The 17,817-nt window shown below is 43.4% G+C and carries 15 protein-coding genes and 1 pseudogene; 7 read left to right on the top strand and 9 right to left on the bottom strand.

Features of this window, described 5'->3' with window-relative positions; all coding sequences use genetic code 11:
• Positions 1-128: 128 nt before the first annotated feature.
• On the top strand, positions 129-995 hold the full coding sequence (locus AB6C75_RS03655; protein WP_372106921.1) for a LysR family transcriptional regulator: 867 nt from the start codon (positions 129-131) through the stop codon (positions 993-995).
• A 154-nt stretch (positions 996-1,149) separates the two neighbouring features.
• Here the strand turns inward: AB6C75_RS03655 and cydC are convergent, their stop codons facing one another.
• The 3 genes from cydC to trxB form a co-directional block, all read right to left on the bottom strand.
• Positions 1,150-2,871, bottom strand: a complete 1,722-nt coding sequence (gene cydC / locus AB6C75_RS03660) for a heme ABC transporter ATP-binding protein/permease CydC (protein ID WP_372106923.1) — start codon at positions 2,869-2,871, stop codon at positions 1,150-1,152.
• Positions 2,864-4,648, bottom strand: a complete 1,785-nt coding sequence (gene cydD / locus AB6C75_RS03665) for a heme ABC transporter permease/ATP-binding protein CydD (RefSeq protein ID WP_372106925.1) — start codon at positions 4,646-4,648, stop codon at positions 2,864-2,866. The genes cydC and cydD overlap by 8 nt, the downstream gene beginning before the upstream one ends.
• A 161-nt stretch (positions 4,649-4,809) precedes the next feature.
• Positions 4,810-5,769 carry a thioredoxin-disulfide reductase gene (gene trxB, locus AB6C75_RS03670; RefSeq protein ID WP_372106927.1) on the bottom strand — a complete coding sequence of 320 codons (960 nt, stop codon included), beginning with the start codon at positions 5,767-5,769 and terminating at the stop codon, positions 4,810-4,812.
• Between the two features lie 313 nt (positions 5,770-6,082).
• Here trxB and AB6C75_RS03675 point away from each other — a divergent pair, with 313 nt between their 5' ends.
• Positions 6,083-6,472, top strand: a complete 390-nt coding sequence (locus tag AB6C75_RS03675) for a DUF6575 domain-containing protein (RefSeq protein ID WP_372106929.1) — start codon at positions 6,083-6,085, stop codon at positions 6,470-6,472.
• Positions 6,473-6,572: 100 nt separating this feature from the next.
• Here the strand turns inward: AB6C75_RS03675 and AB6C75_RS03680 are convergent, their stop codons facing one another.
• From AB6C75_RS03680 to AB6C75_RS03695, 4 genes are read right to left on the bottom strand one after another with little or no spacing between them, the layout of a single operon-like run.
• Positions 6,573-6,740 (bottom strand): hypothetical protein, encoded by a 168-nt coding sequence (locus tag AB6C75_RS03680; RefSeq protein WP_017078686.1) that lies wholly within the window; start codon positions 6,738-6,740, stop codon positions 6,573-6,575.
• A 16-nt stretch (positions 6,741-6,756) separates the two neighbouring features.
• On the bottom strand, positions 6,757-7,476 hold the full coding sequence (locus AB6C75_RS03685; RefSeq protein ID WP_372106931.1) for a zeta toxin family protein: 720 nt from the start codon (positions 7,474-7,476) through the stop codon (positions 6,757-6,759).
• 57 nt (positions 7,477-7,533) lie between these two features.
• The gene (locus tag AB6C75_RS03690; RefSeq protein ID WP_372106933.1) at positions 7,534-8,283 is read right to left on the bottom strand and encodes a PP2C family serine/threonine-protein phosphatase; all 750 of its coding nucleotides are present in this window, start codon (positions 8,281-8,283) and stop codon (positions 7,534-7,536) included.
• A complete protein-coding gene (locus AB6C75_RS03695; protein WP_372106935.1) occupies positions 8,280-9,029 on the bottom strand; it encodes a serine/threonine protein kinase in 750 nt (249 codons plus the stop codon). The genes AB6C75_RS03690 and AB6C75_RS03695 overlap by 4 nt, the downstream gene beginning before the upstream one ends.
• Before the next feature lie 907 nt (positions 9,030-9,936).
• Between AB6C75_RS03695 and AB6C75_RS03700 the strand changes: the two genes are divergently transcribed.
• Together AB6C75_RS03700 and AB6C75_RS03705 are read left to right on the top strand one after the other, a co-directional pair.
• Entirely contained in the window at positions 9,937-10,593 is a 657-nt protein-coding gene (locus tag AB6C75_RS03700) for a 2OG-Fe dioxygenase family protein (protein WP_029223059.1), read from the top strand.
• A complete protein-coding gene (locus AB6C75_RS03705) occupies positions 10,577-11,812 on the top strand; it encodes a cysteine desulfurase-like protein (RefSeq protein WP_372106937.1) in 1,236 nt (411 codons plus the stop codon). Before AB6C75_RS03700 ends, AB6C75_RS03705 begins: the two co-directional genes overlap by 17 nt.
• A 187-nt stretch (positions 11,813-11,999) precedes the next feature.
• Here the strand turns inward: AB6C75_RS03705 and AB6C75_RS03710 are convergent, their stop codons facing one another.
• Positions 12,000-12,671: a type 1 glutamine amidotransferase domain-containing protein gene (locus AB6C75_RS03710; RefSeq protein ID WP_372106939.1), complete on the bottom strand. Its 672-nt coding sequence runs from the start codon at positions 12,669-12,671 to the stop codon at positions 12,000-12,002.
• Positions 12,672-12,875: 204 nt separating this feature from the next.
• Here AB6C75_RS03710 and AB6C75_RS03715 point away from each other — a divergent pair.
• Both AB6C75_RS03715 and AB6C75_RS03720 read left to right on the top strand, forming a co-directional pair.
• Positions 12,876-13,754: pseudogene (locus AB6C75_RS03715) on the top strand (LysR family transcriptional regulator).
• Positions 13,755-13,959: 205 nt separating this feature from the next.
• Positions 13,960-15,252 (top strand): diguanylate cyclase, encoded by a 1,293-nt coding sequence (locus AB6C75_RS03720; RefSeq protein ID WP_372106941.1) that lies wholly within the window; start codon positions 13,960-13,962, stop codon positions 15,250-15,252.
• Positions 15,253-15,384: 132 nt separating this feature from the next.
• Here the strand turns inward: AB6C75_RS03720 and AB6C75_RS03725 are convergent, their stop codons facing one another.
• A complete protein-coding gene (locus tag AB6C75_RS03725) occupies positions 15,385-16,209 on the bottom strand; it encodes a DUF2797 domain-containing protein (RefSeq protein WP_372106943.1) in 825 nt (274 codons plus the stop codon).
• A 302-nt stretch (positions 16,210-16,511) separates the two neighbouring features.
• Here AB6C75_RS03725 and AB6C75_RS03730 point away from each other — a divergent pair, with 302 nt between their 5' ends.
• Entirely contained in the window at positions 16,512-17,807 is a 1,296-nt protein-coding gene (locus tag AB6C75_RS03730) for a GGDEF domain-containing protein (RefSeq protein ID WP_372106945.1), read from the top strand.
• Positions 17,808-17,817 lie beyond the last annotated feature (10 nt).

The raw sequence follows: 17,817 nt of genomic DNA on the forward strand, positions 1-17,817 counted from the left end.
ACAGTCTTCTTTCAAACACTGTGTCTTTGATTTGGGTGTCTCGATAAGTTGGATTCAGTTTAGCCTTGGAAATTAAGTTGAAAAACAGAGATAATAGAAAATACTGTATGTAAAAAGAGAACGATAAGATGAGTAAGCTAAAGCAGATGTCGATTTTCGCTCACATCGTAGAGCAGGGCTCAGTATCAGCTGCGGCTGAAAAGCTTGAGTTATCCAAGTCCGTCGTCAGTCAGCACCTCAAAATTCTGGAACAAGAACTAGGTGCTTCACTTCTCAAACGCACAACACGGAGGCAATCTCTGACCAGTATGGGTGAGCGTTTTTATTTAAGCTGCAAAGACATCAACGTGATTGCTGACTCGGCTTGGGATATGGCCAAAGCTGAGCTAGAAGAGCCACAAGGTCGGATTCGTATTACTGCACCGAATGCTCTTATGGACTTGCTCGTTGCCCCTGTTGTCGCAGATCTAATGAAGCAATATCCCAAGCTAAAACCCGAGCTTATAAGCGATGATCAGCACTTAGATTTCATGGAACACGATATTGATCTCGCAGTACGAGTAGGAACTTCTCGTGACAGTAACCTAAAGCAGAAACGCTTGGGCGAGTTTAAAGACGTGTTGTGTGGCGTTGAAAGCATGCGTTCTCGTGAGCTTGAATCTATTCCTTACATTGCTAACTCATGGCAAGGTAAGCAAGTCTCTCATCACTTTACTTCTCAAACAGATCAAAACTTTATTTACCAACAACAAGCAAGCTGCACTACGAACTCCTTTCATAGTTGTCTCGCGTTGATCAAATCTGGTGTCGGTATCGGTGTGATTCCAGATTTCTACCTCTCTCAGTTATCCAATGAAGTGGTCGATCTCTTACCAAGTTTTCAACTACCCACAAACACGGTTTATGCGTTGAATCCATTCGCCTCAAACACACCGATTGCCATCAAACTGTGCGTCAAAGCGTTGGAAGAGAAGCTCAAACAGAACTTTGTTTAAAACCAATTCGATAAGTCAGTGATTTAGTAAAGAGGCTTAAAACCAAACTTGCCTAATAGATTGCTCAAGAGTGAAGATACAAAAACATAAAGACACTAAAAAGCCCGAGTATAAACTCGGGCTTTGAATCGTTTTCTTTATAACTTATGAGAAGCTAGATTGCCTGACGAAGTTGGAAGTAACGTCCTTCTTCGTTCAACAGTTTCTCATGAGACCCGTTTTCAACAATCTCGCCTTGTTCAATCAGAACGATCGAATCCATCGATTCCAGACCAATCAAACGGTGCGTAATGAAGATAACCGTTTTGCCTTCGAAGTGCTTCTCGAACAGCGCCATGATGCTCTGCTCAGTTTGCTTATCTAAGCCTTCTGTCGGCTCATCTAGAAGCAGGATAGGGGCATCATGAAGAATGGCACGTGCGATACCAATACGGCGCTTCTCACCACCAGACAGTTGACGACCACCGTCACCCAACCAGCTATCAAGACCGTCATTCTCAAGTAGCTTTTCTAGACCCACGTCTTTTAGGATATTCGCTAAGTGATCATCGGTCGCTTCTGGTCTTGCAATCAACAAGTTGTCACGCAAAGTACCATTTAGAATGTCGACACGCTGACTTACCACACTGATTGATTCACGAAGCTGTGATTCATTCCACTGTGTCAGTTCAATACCCGCGATTGAGATGTAGCCCTTTTTAGGATCCCAGTAGCGAGTCAGAAGCTGGATCAGAGTCGATTTACCAGAACCCGTTTGACCAACAATCGCAACCTTGTGCGTGGCAGGGATCGTTAGGTCAACAGCGTTCAGAACACTGCGCTCAGAGTCAGGGTAGTTGAACGTCATGTTTGAGAACGTAATATCAAGCGGCTTGTTGATGTCGAGTTTCTCTTCAGCAAACTGAACTTCAGGCTCTGACAGAATAACTTCATTCAAGCGACGAGCAGAAGACAGAGTTTGACCTAAATGCTGGAACGCGCCTGCGATAGGCATCAGCAGTTCAAAACTTGCCATGGTTGCGAATGCCATTAGCGCGATGAACGGATCTGGTGCATTACCACCCACACCGTCAGCCGCAAGCCAAAGCATAAGAACAAGCGTCAGACCGTTGAACAGCATTAGCGCAGCCGAAGCCATACCGGTTAGGTTAGCATTCACAAACTGATTCGCCATCAGCTTTCGTTGCGTTTCTAGAATCGCATTACGGTAACGCTCTTCAGCACCAAACAGAGTCAGTTCGCTGTAGCCTTCAATCCAATCTAGCGTAGTCACACGAAGATCAGCTTTGTTCTGTGTCAGTTCACCGCCGTTACGCTTGCCCAGCTTGTAGAACAAGATTGGCCAAACCAACAGCATGATCAGAAGGATAGAACCTAAGATCAAACCAAGCGAACTATCGAACCACATTAAGAACAGAGTCAGGAAGAAAATCCCGAACACACCCACCGTCACTGGGCTTACTAAACGTAAGTACACGTGATCCATGGCGTCTACATCAGCAACCAAACGGTTGAGAAGGTCAGCGTCACGAAGGTTTGAGATACGACCTGGGATCAGCGGAGCCAGCTTCTTGAAGAAGAAGATACGCAGATCAGTCAGTAGTTTGAATGTCGCATTGTGGCTAACAACACGTTCACCCCAACGACCCGCAGTACGGCTCATTGCCAAACCACGCACACCACCACCCGGTAGCATGTAGTTGAAGGTTTCACGTGCAATCGTAAGGCCAGCAACCGCGGAAGCTGAAATGAACCAACCTGATAGCGTTAACAAGCCGATAGAAGCCGACAGAGTAGCAAAAGCCAATAGCATGCCTAGCGATAGGCCAAACCAATGCTTTTTATAGAGTTTCAGGTAAGGCAGTAAATCACGCATCTAAATTACCCTTATTATCTTGTTGAGCTAAGTTCGCGTTAAGCATCTCTTCGAATAAACCACCCGCAGTCGAAAGCTGAGAGTAATGACCTTGTTCAACCAGAGCACCATCGCGCATCACCAGAATATTATCGACTGATTTAAGAGGAGCGAGTTGGTGCGTCACAAGCAGGGCAGTGCGGCTTTCAATATTGCTATTGATGCCTTTCATCACTAACTGTTCGCTACGAGTATCTAGGCTAGCTGTTGGTTCATCTAATAACCAGAACTGACCGTCTTGAATCATTGCGCGAGCCAGAGCCAAACGCTGAGATTGACCAACAGACAGGCCGCCAGAGCGATCAGAAATCATATAATCCAAGCCGTGCTCGTTAACGAACTCGCTAGCAAATGATTGCTCAAGTGCATTCTCGACAACTTGGTCAGCAATATCGTGCTTACCTAGGGTGACGTTGTCACGAATGCTGCCGTGCAACAACAATGGGTTTTGACCAACCCAACTGATCGTCTTACGCCAAGAGTCTAAGTCTAAGTCACGCAGTTCAATGCCATTGATTTTCAAGCTTCCTTCGTAAGGCATGAAACCAAGAATAGCGTTGATCAAACTCGTTTTACCCGCACCACTTGGGCCAACTAACGCAGTTGATTGGCGAGTGTTCAATGCGAACGAGATAGGACCAACTAATTGAACACCTTCAGGGCTTAACACTTTTAGGTCGGTAGCTTCAATATTGATGCCTTGAGCCGGATCGAGTTGAGTGTCGCCTGATTTTACCTTAGTGATGTCGGTTTCTAAGAACTCGACAATACTTTCGGCTGCGCCAACTGCTTGTTGCTTCGCGTGGTAGAAAGTACCTAAGTCACGCAGAGGTTGGTAAAACTCTGGCGCCAAGATAAGGATGAACAAACCTGCGAATAGCGTAATGCCAACACCGTAGTGGCCGAAGTTAAGCTCACCGATGTAGGTGAAACCAAAGTAAACAGCCGTCATCGCGATAGAGATCGACGTGAAGAACTCAAGTACAGCAGAAGACAAGAAAGCGATCTTCAATACATCCATAGTGCGTGTTCTGAACACCTCTGACGCACCTTTAAGTACTTCTGTTTCAGCGTTGGTGCGGTCAAATAGACGGATAGTCGTCATTGACTGCAAACGGTCGTAAAAGTGACCTGAAAGGCGCTGTAGCGCTTTGAAGTTTTTACGGTTCGCATCGGCCGCCTTCATTCCCACAAGTGCCATGAACATCGGCACCAGCGGAGCAGTCAGCAAGAAGATCAATCCTGCTGCCCAGTTTACTGGGAACACCACAACCAAAATAATGAATGGAATCATTACCGACAGAGACATCTGAGGTAAGTAACGAGAGAAGAAGTCTTGCATGTCTTCTACTTGTTCTAACAACAGCGTTGCCCACGTACCGGCAGGTTTACCTTTAATGTAAGCAGGGCCTAACTCACGTAATTTATCTAGGATGAGTTGCCTGATGTAGACACGGATTTGTTCACCACAGCGATAACCTGCGATTTCACGTCCCCATGTACAGCCAGCACGGCCAACGACCGATAATGCCAAGCCTGCGAAATGACCAACCAGTTCAGATTTATCGACGTTCTCGATGATCAGTTGGTGAAGAATAGAGGCGAGAAGAGCTGCTTGAGCAATTAAGAACACGCTTGAAAGTACGCCAAGGCTAATCGCAATCATAAGCCAGCGTTTCGCTAACTTACTCTGTTGCTTAAGCCACTTGTTCAAGCTGCGTTGTTTTTTCTTATCCATTATGAAGGCTTAATGATAATTATTATTTGTTGAGGGCGGGTAGTATACAAAAGAAAGCCCAGTGGATATACCACTGGGCTCTAGGGATTTACAACAAAATGTGATGACACCCTGCATCTATTGAGGTGAGGGCTTCGATATTTAAATCTGCAATCTCAGATTTACTTATCGTTAAGGCCATCTAGGAAGCGTTCAGCATCCAGTGCAGCCATACACCCCGAGCCTGCAGAAGTGATTGCTTGGCGGTAGTTGTGGTCCATTACGTCACCCGCAGCGAATACGCCTGGGATGCTAGTTTGTGTTGCGTTACCTTCAAGACCAGACTGAACGATGATGTAGTCATCTTTCATGTCGACTTGGCCTTTGAAGATTTCAGTGTTTGGTTGGTGACCGATAGCAATGAATGCGCCCATTACTTCGATATCTTCTGTCTTATCAGACTGAGTATCTTTAATACGAACGCCCGTTACACCCATGTCGTCGCCTAGAACTTCGTCTAGTGTGCGATCAGTGTGAAGAACAATGTTGCCGTTCTCTACTTTGTCCATTAAGCGTTTCACTAGGATCTTTTCAGCGCGGAATGTGTCACGACGGTGAACTAAGTGAACTTCAGACGCGATGTTAGACAGGTAAAGTGCTTCTTCAACTGCCGTGTTACCACCACCAACAACCGCTACTTTCTGGTTGCGGTAGAAGAAACCATCACACGTAGCACAAGCAGAAACGCCACGACCTTTAAATGCTTCTTCAGACTCTAAACCTAGGTACTTAGCCGATGCACCTGTTGAGATGATCAATGCATCACACGTGTACTCGCCTGAATCGCCTTTAAGACGGAAAGGGCGGTTTGATAGATCAACTTCGTTAATGTGGTCGAACAGGATCTCTGTTTCAAAGCGCTCTGCGTGCTCTTTCATGCGATCCATTAGAGCAGGACCCGTTAAACCTTCAGCATCACCCGGCCAGTTTTCAACTTCTGTTGTGGTGGTAAGCTGACCACCTTGCTGCATACCGGTAACCAGTACTGGGTTTAGGTTTGCACGAGCAGCGTAAACTGCAGCTGTATAGCCAGCAGGGCCAGAACCAAGAATCAATAAATTACAGTGCTTTACGTCGCTCATGAGGACTCCGAAATTGAAATTGTTTTTATTTATAATCGCTTAGGATTGTATGGAAAATATGGAGGCAATAAAAGGTTAAACAAGGGCTGAAGTGTAATTAATCGTTATAGTTTAGAACTTAATGGAGACAAACGTTTTCGTGACTTAAAGATCGGCGAAACCAACGCCTTCTTCATTGATTGTTGCTGCCGCCTTTTCGATTTCGAACCGCCATATCAAAATACGCCCAAATAACTGTATATAAAAACAGTATTTAATTATAAGATTATAGGCAAGGTTTGATAGGCAAAGTTAGAAAGATGAGGAACGAGCAATGAACTTACTCCCAACAGGTACACAGCTGGGTAAATTGGAACTACTGGAAGTGTATCAAGACGTCTTAGGGCCGAAGTGTTTCTCGGTTAAGAATGAAAATACCCAAAGGTTTATGGTGTATTGGAGTGGGGATTACGACAACGGCCAGTGCATTAAGTGGGCTTACATTCCTGTGACCAAACCATTGCTTGCCAGCTTGCTAAACAGAGAAGTGAGCTTTCATGATGCGTTCCACCGATCAGACAAGCTTTATCTTGCGACCATCTACACAAACGAAGTAGGGAAGCCCGCGAAAGTCGAGCTACTGAATGCAACGAACAAGCATTTAGTAAACCTACCGCCCGTTGATTTTGAAATCGACCTTGAAGAAGACTGTGTTTTAGTTTGAACTGTTTAACTGTTGTTCTTACACCAAACTAGATGAGCCGGCTAATGAACTCTAAATTAAAAAAGGCCGCTAATGCGACCTTAATATTATAAGTAATGCTTTAAGAAGCTACTGCATGTACCTTTGCTTTCGCTATAGTAATATTTTGTGACTCTGAAGCCGCGACTATAACCTTACGGTACACTTTTTTCTTCTCGCCAGAAGATGCTTGCTTCACGAAACTCGACAATGGTGTGGAAGCTACTTTGTGCGTTTTTTCTTTAGACATAGGCCTCTCCTCTACACTATATGTCAACAATCTCTTTAACTTGTTCCAGAGTATAGTCTGGTTTGAGATATGATTTCAAGCTATTCACGTTACTATGGTAGACCCGAGTACTCCCATCATTATCTTTGATTAGCAAATCAACTTTTATTTGTTTACCAAACTTTGCTTTCAAGTCTTCGATAACCTGTTGTGATCCAAAGTACTGTGCTACAAAGTGCTCGGGCAGAATCTTTCGTCCTTCGACTTTCTCTCTAGCAGTTACAAACTCCCAGGCTAAATCAGGCCTTTGGTATACAAATATTATTAATACAGCTCGACCTTTATCTAACGACCTTTTAATATTTCTTTCCGCTACTGTGTAACTAGCAAGTGTGCCGTCTAAAATAAAACTTTGATCATCTTTGAAAATATAGTCTAGGGCTCTTTCTACAAGGATAACAACCGCTCTTTGAAAAAGGTATGAGTTAGAACCATCATAGTCTGCGAATTCAGCTCTTAGCTCATCAGGATCCAGTCGTAGGACACTGTCATTATTGTCTGAAATCGAAGCAACTAATTCCTTAGATGATTCAGTCTTGCCTGCGCCAGGTGAGCCACTCATAAATACAGATACTGGGTCTTCTTCTGGGCTGTATATGTTTTTATCGGTAATACGTCTACAGATTGCGGTTCTGTTTCTTTTTGCGAATTCGATTGCTCTGTCGATAATCTCTTTTTCTTGTTCATTAAGCTCCATTCAATCTGAACCTCTAGTCCTATTTTAAAAGGCTCGTTAATCGAGCCTTTATTTCTTCTATCTTTTCTTAAATTTACAGGCGATGAACGAGTAATCATCAGTTGGGCCTTTACGTTCGATTCTCCGTTTTAAACTTCCAGCCATTGAAAGAACACTATTCATAGTGTTTTCAGAGAAGCGAGGTGATTTTTCCCAAAAAGAATGGGCTCCGTCACTCATTAAATAGATCGAAATAGTTTTATCTTCACTGTTTGTCACTTCATCTAAGTTAAATGTATAAAAATCTGGTTTCATATCTACAACACGAGAAATAGCGGTAGTTATTACACCTTTACCTTTAACGTTTTTTAGTTCGGATTTCTTAAATATTTTATTATCGAGGTAGTACTGATGCTGAGTATGGTCTTTCGTTAATTGAACTAGCTTCTTACCTTTCTTGGCGTAGGCTCTGCAATCACCAATATGGGCTACGTATAGATTGGTTTCATCTAAGTAACAGTAGGTAAGAGTAGTCGATGCTCGTTCATACTTAGAATCATAGCTCGATAATGAGGCTATCTGTTCCAATATTTTAGGAAATATTGACTTGTAATCTAGAAGAGCATCTTTTGTTTCTATGCTCTTTAATACATCAATGGCACTCAAAGATGCGAGATCTGCCCCAGTGTAAGAACCAACCCCATCAGCTACAGCAAACAAGAATCCATTATCAACTTGGACGGGTCCCAATATAGAATCTTCATTATTTGGCTTTTCTGGCTTAGGAAAACTGAAAGCACTACTTTCATTTAAGTTGAATGCGGTCATGCAGCATTAGCTCCTTGTAAGGATTCTATGTCCATTAAAACTTCATCGATGCTTTCATAACGGTCAGATGGGTCCATTTTACAGCATTTTGTGATTATGCCTCGTATCCCCTCATGTTGAAGGTTCAGCCTCTCAAAAATCTTGCCCATCGCGAATATATCGGATTTTTCAGAGTAGTCATTTCCAACAAAGCGTAATTCTGGAGCCATGTATTCTTCAGTACCCAAGACCAAACCAATTGACGTTAAAGGGTTGCTTTCTTCTGTGGCATCAGTTCTGCGTATCAAACCAAAGTCGGAAATTTTAAACGTGCCATCGGCATACTGGATGATGTTACTTGGTTTGATGTCACGATGAACGAACCCTTGGTCATGAATATGTTTCAGACCTAAAAGCACGGCATCCATGACTTGAAATTTTTCTGATTCATCCAGTAAATCGTTGTCGAGTAAAGTTTGAAGGTCAACATCACCAAGCTCCATTATAAAATAAGGTCTATCTGAATAAAGAACAGCGATGTAAATCTGTACTATGTGTTTATGCTGACATTTAGATTGACATAGAACCTCTTTCTCAAAACGTTCATGATAAAGTTTCAGTTCAACTTGTGGGTCTAAAACCTTTCTAGCATACAATCCGGAATGAGTTTCACTCATGTTGAAGAGCCTAATTTTTTCGACGTGACCAAAGCCACCTTTACCAATCTGCTCGAGAATTTCAAACTTATAATTTGCGACTATTTCCACGTTCGCTCCAACTAATCACATAAGATAATGTAACGTTTAACTATTGTTCGTTAAATCATTATTTTAGCAACCTTATATCATACTGATTGCTATTAAACTAGTGGTAACAATTAGCTAAAAGAAGCTTGTTAAAAGTATGTTTTTTGGAGTTTCCCTTGTGTTACATCATGGGAGTTGAAAGTAGATAGTTTTAACAATCCAGAGGCGTGTGAATAGGATATGTATAAGTTTTATTTAGGCTCTGCTCAATTCGGTCGTGTCGAGTGTAACGCCTAACATTAAGGATGCTTTAACATCTCGATTAGTGCTTGGTATCGAAAACATAGCATTTGAAACATTAGCTATCCCTAGAATCATTTTGGTTCTTCTATCTAGTCTAATTGGCTTGAACATTTGGGGCGGCCGAGTTCCCCCCGAACTCGACCTGTTCCAGACGCGCAAGCAAAGGCGTTTGGTTTCTGGCTTACTGATAAATTAACCAATTTCAGTTTGTTGTGTAAATAATCAATAGTTTGGCAACTGATAGGTAGATCGTATTTCGATGTGCAAATCATAGAAATGAATGATGGCAACCGTGGTGCTTGAGTTTATGCAAGGAGGCTGGCGTATTGAAGTGAAAGGGCCAACACAATATGAAACTTGTCTTTCTAGTTAATAATATCGTTATTATTTAAATTGTAGGTATTTATAACTGGCTAGTGGAGTGTGCTAGTTTTAAGAGTTGGTCATCTTTTATTCTGGTGTTATAAACTGCTTTTTATTTCTAGATTGGATTTAGTGTCTGAGTTATTAAATCTGACGGGATAAATGATTGTTTAATGTTGATTTGGCAAGATCTTCAAGTATCCTTTATGTAAACAAAACGTTAAATATCGAAAGTTAATTAACAATCATTAAGGAGTCGATGATGTTACATGCTCACGAAAATACCCTACATATTACCCACCTCAGTAACCATGCAGTTAAGGAGCTGTCACCTTCATTCTCTAAGCTACCCAGCACAGAGCATGCAGATGGCCAGTTCCGATTGAGAAGGTACTCAGTGGTTGAATTCAGTAATGGACAAGTCGTTGAGCTAGACAAACATAACTTTGTTCAGTCTGAAAACATTAATCACTTTCAAGGTGATGTTGTTCGTCAGTTCGAGCCGATTGAAGCGAATATTCTAAGCAGCGAAGGCATGCAAGAGATGTGTGAACTGTTTATTGAAACCAACGGGCTTGAAGACGGACAAGAAATCGAAATCCATCAAATCCGCATTGCCGCTATTTTTGAAGAAACTCAGGTTGCACCAGAAGGTGTTCACCAAGACGGTTTTGACCACATCGCGATCATTGGTGTTACTCGTCACAACATCGTTGGTGGTGAAGTGATGCTTTATCAAGATAGCCACGAAGCGCCATTTTTTAGAAAAGTGTTAGGAGATGGCGAGGTGGCAATGCTTGCTGATAGTAAGCTTTGGCACAATGCACAACCGATTCGTACCATAGACCACGGCGAGATGGGCTACATGGATGTGTTTGTTCTAACGGCTAAGGATGCGCGCAATGTCCTTCACTCTTAATGACGTGCGCCAACAGTTTAGCGCGTTAGGCCAATATCATAATGGCAAGCCAGTCACTTTCTTTGATGGGCCGGGTGGCTCTCAGGTGCCTGAGAATGTTTTAGCATCAATGACCGAATACCTAGGGCATTTCAATTCAAACCTAGGCGGCCACTATTTTTCTAGCCAAAAGACCACAAGTTTAATGCAGCAAGCGCGAGAAGCGGCGCAAGCACTGCTTAATGCGGAGTCTTCTGGCAACGTTGTGTTCGGCGCGAACATGACATCGCTGACCTTCCAACTTAGCCGAGCGATCAGCCGCGATTGGAAAGAGGGCGATGAAGTTATCGTCACAGCGCTAGACCATTACTCAAATGTATCGAGTTGGCAGCAAGCGGCAGACGACAAAGGCGCGATTGTTCGCCAAGTTCGTGTAGACGAGTCGGATTGCAGTCTGGATATGACGCATTTTGAATCGCTGCTTAACGAGAAAACCAAGCTTGTCGCGGTGACGTTTGCTTCGAACACGACAGGCTCGATTGTTGATATGGCGAAAGTTATCGAGCTTGCACATCAATATGGCGCTCAGGTTTATGTCGATGCCGTGCATTACGCACCACACCATTTGATCGATGTTCAGCAACTGAATTGTGATTTCTTAGCGTGTTCAGCTTATAAGTTCTTCGGCCCGCATGTGGGTATTGCTTATGTTGCGCCGCAATGGCTACATACTTTAAAGCCTTATAAGGTTGAGCCTGCAACCAATATCGGCCCAGGTCGATTTGAGACTGGCACGCAAAGCTTTGAAGGCCTTGCCGGTGTTATTGCGGCAGTGGATTACTTGGCACAGTTAGGTGATCCAGCCGATTCATTGCGTTCTCGTTTAGAGCAAAGCTACGCGCTGTATAACAAGCACGAGAGCCAACTCAGTGAGTACTTCCTGAAACGCTTGTCCGATCTTGAAGGGGCAAAGCTTTACGGGAAAACCGAGTTTGATTCGAATCTAAGAACCCCAACCTTTGCGATTACCTTTGAAAACCATTCTCCAGAGTTTATCGCTAAGAAGCTGGGTGAACATAATATCTGTGTGTGGAATGGTCACTTCTACGCATTAGGGCTGGTGAAACAGTTGGGTATTGAAGAGCAGGGCGTGGTGCGTATTGGTTGTATGCATTACAACTCGATTGACGAGATCGACTTGTTGTTTAATGTGCTTGAAGGTATCTTGCGAAGCCGCTAGCAGAAGTAATTAGCAAGACGTCACAGGCACTTAATAGCTACAGAATTAGAAAAGAGCATACTTCTCTCAATAATATTGAGTGGGAAGTGTGCTCTTTTTGTTTCATGAACTTATATTTGTTTAGCAAAGTCTATTAATACTAAAGCCGTTAATCGCTAATCGCTAATCGAAAAAGTCCGTGATTTAACTAAGACAACTGCTTAACGAGAGCTGCACCTACTGCGTGCGCACTGGTTGGGTTCTGGCCTGTAATCACTCGCTCATCAACAATTACAAGCTCATGCCAAGGTTGAACCTTGTTGAAACGCGCTGCGCTACGAGCAAGAGATTCTTCCAATAAGAACGGAATGTCATTGATGGTGCCAAAGTCGATCTCTTCTTCGCGTGTAAAGCCAGTCACTGATTTAGAGCTTAGTAGCTTTTCGCCGTTGCTTAGGACAATCGAAAGCAGTGCTGCTGGGCCGTGACATACTGATGCGATCACACCACCATCTTCATAATGCTTAGCTGCAATCGTTGCGAATTGCTCATCGGTTGCTAAGTCAGAAAGTAGGCCGAATCCACCTGGGTAGAAGATAGCATCGTAGCTTTCTACGTTAACTTGGCTTACAGGAATCGTGTTGTTAATACGATTTTGGAAGTCATCGTCAGCCAAGATCTCTGCGTTTACTGAATCACCTTCAATATCGGTTCCATACAGTGGGCCTTTACCACCCTTGATAGAAGCGATGTCGTACTCAAAACCCGCAGCAATGATCTCTTTCAGTGCATGAGTCAGTTCTGGAGCGTAAGTACCGTTTGCTTGGTCTGTATCGCCTAATGTTGCGTGGTTAGTTACTGGGATTAGTATTTTTTTCATGATTCGTTCCTTTGAGCACGTTTGTTTGGTTTCAGCGTCGTGGCTTTTATTTAGAAAACCAAAGCTTTCAATTTAGATACCGCTGTTTCGTTACCTGTAATACTAGTAGTAAACCATTTGAGTGATAATATGCCGAATAGACAAAACATTATTGCTATATAGCAATAGTCAGATGTGAATTAGTTAGACGCAAACAGGTGAAGTATGGATAGCTTTGAAGGGATCAATGAGTTTGTTGCGGTAGCCGAATGTCACGGCTTTTCTGCAGCAGCAAAACAGCTGGGTTGCAGTACCAGTCATGTAAGTCGCCAAGTGTCGAGATTAGAAGAGAGGGTAGGTGTGGCTTTACTCGCTCGATCCACTCGTATGGTGAGTTTGACGGAGTCTGGGCATACGTAGCAATGCAAAGATCTGGTTATTGGGCTGCAACAGGCGAATGAACAAGTCACATCTCAACAAGCTCAGCTGAGCGGTACTTTGCGTGTGAGTGCTGCGGGTGCGTTTGCTGAAAATCATGTTGCCGCCGCGCTGATGGAATTTGCGAAAGACCACCCTGATCTGACTATCGAAATGAACTTCAATACCAATATGGTTAACTTCATCGAAGATGGTATTGATTTTGCGATTCGTTATGGCCGACTTGATGATTCGGGTTTGGTGGCAAGGAAGCTGGTGGATCGGCCAATGGCAGCGGCCGCGAGTCAGAACTACATCGACCAATTCGGTTCTCCAACACAGCCAGAACAGTTGAAGTTGCACAGCTGTATTATTGCCAACAGTGATCAGTGGTTGTTTGAGAAAGATGGAAAACCGTTAAACGCGGTGCGCGTACATGGGCGTTGGAAAAGTAATAACTCGAGTGCGGTACTTAAAGCTTGTGAAGAAGGGCTTGGCATTGTTTATCTTCCCAAAAGCAGCTTCAATGGCGGTCTTGCCAATGGAAAGCTCGTTCCAGTGCTAGAAGAATATTGGGGAGCAGGTACAAGCAGTTGGATCGTATATCAAAACCGTCGCTTTCTTCCACAGAGAGCAAGGCTGGCTATCGACTTCTTAGTTTCTTATTTTTCCGATTGGAATGAATAACCGAATAGATAATGCTTACATAGCTATACAATATCCTTGTTGTTTTTTGACGTGCGTAACAAGAAGGTGGTATTTGTCTACTTTTGATGACTTACGCTTACGATTGAGTTGTAGAGAAGCCTAAAGCAGTACGATATACTAGATATCATATTAATGTCCCTAGCGCGTGATAGATTGTGTGGAAGCGTTGGCAGGATTTGTTGTTATGCTCCAGTTTGAGGAGTATAGCGAGAGTGCGGAGTTGGCCATGTCTTCAATAAATTTCGAATCCACGTACGGTGTAATAACTATTCAAGATATGAATGTAGTGAGTGTTGACGCTAATTATGCTCGCATCTATGGGTACTCATCCCCCGAAGAACTGCTGTCTAATATCGATAGCTTTCTGGATCTCATTCCAGAAGGTTTTCATGTTGCGGCCTATAAAAATTATCTAGAAACCGTCGGTGGTCAACGAGACCCTCAGGTTCATACCTATACCAATATTGATCGCAATGGCAGAGAGTTCACGGTGTTCTCTATTGACCATGTCACTGAGTGGCAAGGCTGGCCTGCACTGCAAGTAACCGTCATCGATCTTTCTCCTGCGATTCAGCTGCAAAATGTGGTGCGTGAGCAAGATCAGATGTACCACGATATGATCATGCAATCAGGGCAGGGCATCTTGGTTCACCGAGACTTCAAGCCGTTGATGGTCAATCAATCCTGGATCAAACTGCAAGGCGGATCTTCCATCGAGCAAGTATTAGCGCTTGAATCCATTCTTGAGTTGGTGCCACAGCAAAATACAGATGGCATTTATAAGCACTATCAAGCGATTGTGTCTGGTGAACTGTCGGGTACGAGCACGGTGGTTGAAAATATTGGGTTCGACGGTGTTCATCGGTTCTTCAATATTTACGACAATGCGATTACTTGGAAAGATCAGCCAGCCGTTCAGGTTGTGCTCGAAGACGTGACTCAAAAAGTGATGCTGGAAAAGCAATTGGTTCACCAAGCGAATTACGATGAAATGACCGATTTGCTTAACCGCAGGGCGATTTATGAATGGTTAAGAGAGCATCTTGTCTCTGATACTCACCTCGTGTGTATGCTGCTTGATATTGATGATTTTAAATCGATCAATGATACTTATGGGCATATGGTGGGTGACGAGGTTATTTGCGCTTTGGCTAATATTACCAAGCGTAATGTCGAGAAAGCGGGTGGTGTAACGGGTCGATGGGGCGGTGAAGAATTCATTGTATTTATCCCTAACGCGTCACCTCAAGTTTCTCATCAAGTCGCTGATTTGATTCGCCAACAGTTTAATCAAACCGAATTTAAGATTGATGAGCAAGTTCGTTTTAATGTGAGCGTGAGTATCGGAGTGAGTGATAGTCGAGCCTGCGAAGGCACTGTTTCTATCGACGCGCTGGTTAACCTAACTGACCAATCTCTTTACCGAGCGAAAGCGGCTGGCAAAAATCGCGTATGTGGCGATGTGGTTGCGCTTTAATTCCTCGAATTAATGTTTCAAAACGAAGCCAATTCCTAACGAAAATGCCCTGAAGTGTTGGCTTCAGGGCATTGTTAGTTTTGGTTATTAGCTAAGCTGTTCTCACTATGGGAAACGCTTAAGCTCTACAAATTATGCAGACACTTCAACTTCGTAAGAGCCAAATTTACGGATGTTAATCACGCCCGTATCTAGGATTAGGTATTGGCCTTTAATGCCTTGAAGTACACCTGTCACCTCTGGATTCTTATCAAAGTTGTGCGAGACAATCTTCACTGGGTGCTGTTCAACTGGGTAGCTGAGTGACGTGATGTTCTCACTTAGTATCTCGATAGCATCGTCACCAAACTTCGCTCTGATCTCTTGGATTTTATCCTCAACCAATGGCAAGAGTTCTTTGGCTTTTTCTACTAACTCCATATCGTCACCGTCGCCTTTTAGCAGGGTGCGCCAGTTAGTTTTGTCGGCAATATGTTTCGCTAACTCAACTTCAATCAGGCCAGAGATCTGACGAGTTTTCACTTTCAAGATTGGCAGGCCTTGAGTGGCACCTTGGTCGATCCAGCGAGTCGGGATTTGAGTATGACGAGTGATACCTACTTTAAGGCTTGATGTGTTCGACAGGTAAACGAAGTGATCAACCATGCAGTTCGCTTCGCCCCATTCAGGCTCACGACAAGTGCCTTCATCGTAGTGGCAAGTCTCCGGCTTCATTATGCACATATCGCAGCTCGCTAGCTTTTTCATGCACACAAAGCAGTGACCTTGAGAGTAGCTTTTCTTAGTTTTCTTACCACACGAACAACAAAAAATATTACCAGTGTGGGTAAGGTTGATGGTTTTTCCAATCAGAGGGTTTAGCTCTACAAACTCTTCCCCTACAGGTAAACGGTAGGTAACCGTACCATCAAGGGAAGCACTCATTTTCTTGAGTGTTCCTTTTGCTAATAAAGACATGACATTACTCGTTGTATTTTGATTATTATTTCGTCGACTCGAACGCCTTGTAAGCAGTCGCTACGGTTAACGATGATTATGCGATGAGTATAACAAATAGAGCCTCTATTTATACGCAATATTACTTGATTCATGCAGTGAATAATTGACTGGAAATACGCCATCTAAATTATAGTATGACATTTTGTTAAGGTGTGATATAACGTTTTTAAGTCAATTGTTAGTATGCAATCTAATGATTAATTTTGCTTGTTTATATCGTCAAATCCCAACTATAGGGACCAAAAGCCGGAAGCTTAGATGTGAAGTGGATTCATAAAATTGTTATCTTTCTAGTTATCGCAACACTTGCCATTGTGCAGTATTACCAGGTAAGTGGAAATCGTGTGATAACAACAATTACTCCTGAACAATATGAATTTATCGCGACCAGCGATCAAGTTGATAGAGGAGTCAGTACCTCCCAATTATCCTATGAAAATGGGCAGTATATTCTCGATTGTGAGCTTAAAAAATCCGAATATCCGTGGCCTTACTGTGGGCTATCGATTCGTATTAGCCCAGATATAACCACTGGTCTTGACCTTTCGCAGTACCACACCTTTAGAGTCAATATTGATTACCATGCGAAGGCTGATTCTAGTGGTCGTCTGAGAACGTACCTACGTAATTACAATCCTGCTTATTCGGTTCCCGATGATGAGTACACACATAAGTACAATGGGATGGAGTTCTCTCCAGGAATCGATGGTGGCGTGATCGAGATCCCGATCAAAAACTTGCAAGTCATGACGTGGTGGTTAGCGGATAACGAGATTGCGTTAGAGCACTCAGCACCTGAATATTCGAACGTTAACATGGTCGAATTTGCGACCGCTTCTGGTGCCAAATTAGGTCATCATCGAATAATTATTCGAAGTATTGAGTTTGAGGGTTCGTATATTTCGGCTGAAAGCCTGTTCCTGATCTTGCTGTTTATCTGGGTGGGTACAGGCACTGTGTTTCTGCTTTCAGAATTACACCGCTCAAGAAAACGTATCGCGATCGCTGAAAAAAGACACCATCACTTAAAAAACGTCAATCGGGCATTGAGAGAGCAAAACTTCGAGTTTTCTGAAAAGGCTCATCGTGATGAATTGACAGGGATACTTAACCGACACGCGATTCGTGATTGGTTGAAAATGCAGTCGCAACAGGTGAAGCAAGGCCACGGCAAGTTAAGTATGCTCTACCTGGACATTGACTACTTTAAAAGTGTGAATGACAAATACGGACACCTGATGGGTGATCATATCTTGCGTGAATTCAGTATGGTGGTTGGCAGCTCTATCAGTGCGACGGACAAACTTGTACGTTGGGGTGGTGAAGAGTTTATTGCTTTTTGCCCTGAAACCGAAGCTGGCGAAGCGCAGAGAAAGGCAGAGAAAATCCGACTTTTGGTTAGCCAACATCTTTGGATTCATGGGGATTCTCTCACTTGCAGTATCGGCATTGCCGAGATGAAACAAGAGCGGGTGACAGAGACCATTGCCCGCGCTGATGAAGCCTTATATCAAGCGAAGCATTCAGGGCGAAATCAGGTGATCTTGAGCCACTAATCGGAAGTAG

It is taken from the genome of Vibrio sp. 10N.237.312.B06 (assembly GCF_041464685.1).
Lineage (GTDB): Bacteria > Pseudomonadota > Gammaproteobacteria > Enterobacterales > Vibrionaceae > Vibrio > Vibrio tasmaniensis_A.

Coding starts and splice junctions, on each gene's coding strand:
- AB6C75_RS03655 (WP_372106921.1), top strand. CDS start 129: ATGAGTAAGCTAAAGCAGATGTCGATTTTCGCTCACATCGTAGAGCAG.
- AB6C75_RS03675 (WP_372106929.1), top strand. CDS start 6,083: ATGAACTTACTCCCAACAGGTACACAGCTGGGTAAATTGGAACTACTG.
- AB6C75_RS03700 (WP_029223059.1), top strand. CDS start 9,937: ATGTTACATGCTCACGAAAATACCCTACATATTACCCACCTCAGTAAC.
- cydC (WP_372106923.1), bottom strand. CDS start 2,871: ATGCGTGATTTACTGCCTTACCTGAAACTCTATAAAAAGCATTGGTTT.
- AB6C75_RS03690 (WP_372106933.1), bottom strand. CDS start 8,283: ATGACCGCATTCAACTTAAATGAAAGTAGTGCTTTCAGTTTTCCTAAG.
- AB6C75_RS03725 (WP_372106943.1), bottom strand. CDS start 16,209: ATGTCTTTATTAGCAAAAGGAACACTCAAGAAAATGAGTGCTTCCCTT.
- AB6C75_RS03720 (WP_372106941.1), top strand. CDS start 13,960: ATGCTCCAGTTTGAGGAGTATAGCGAGAGTGCGGAGTTGGCCATGTCT.
- cydD (WP_372106925.1), bottom strand. CDS start 4,648: ATGGATAAGAAAAAACAACGCAGCTTGAACAAGTGGCTTAAGCAACAG.
- AB6C75_RS03685 (WP_372106931.1), bottom strand. CDS start 7,476: ATGGAGCTTAATGAACAAGAAAAAGAGATTATCGACAGAGCAATCGAA.
- AB6C75_RS03680 (WP_017078686.1), bottom strand. CDS start 6,740: ATGTCTAAAGAAAAAACGCACAAAGTAGCTTCCACACCATTGTCGAGT.
- AB6C75_RS03710 (WP_372106939.1), bottom strand. CDS start 12,671: ATGAAAAAAATACTAATCCCAGTAACTAACCACGCAACATTAGGCGAT.
- trxB (WP_372106927.1), bottom strand. CDS start 5,769: ATGAGCGACGTAAAGCACTGTAATTTATTGATTCTTGGTTCTGGCCCT.
- AB6C75_RS03705 (WP_372106937.1), top strand. CDS start 10,577: ATGTCCTTCACTCTTAATGACGTGCGCCAACAGTTTAGCGCGTTAGGC.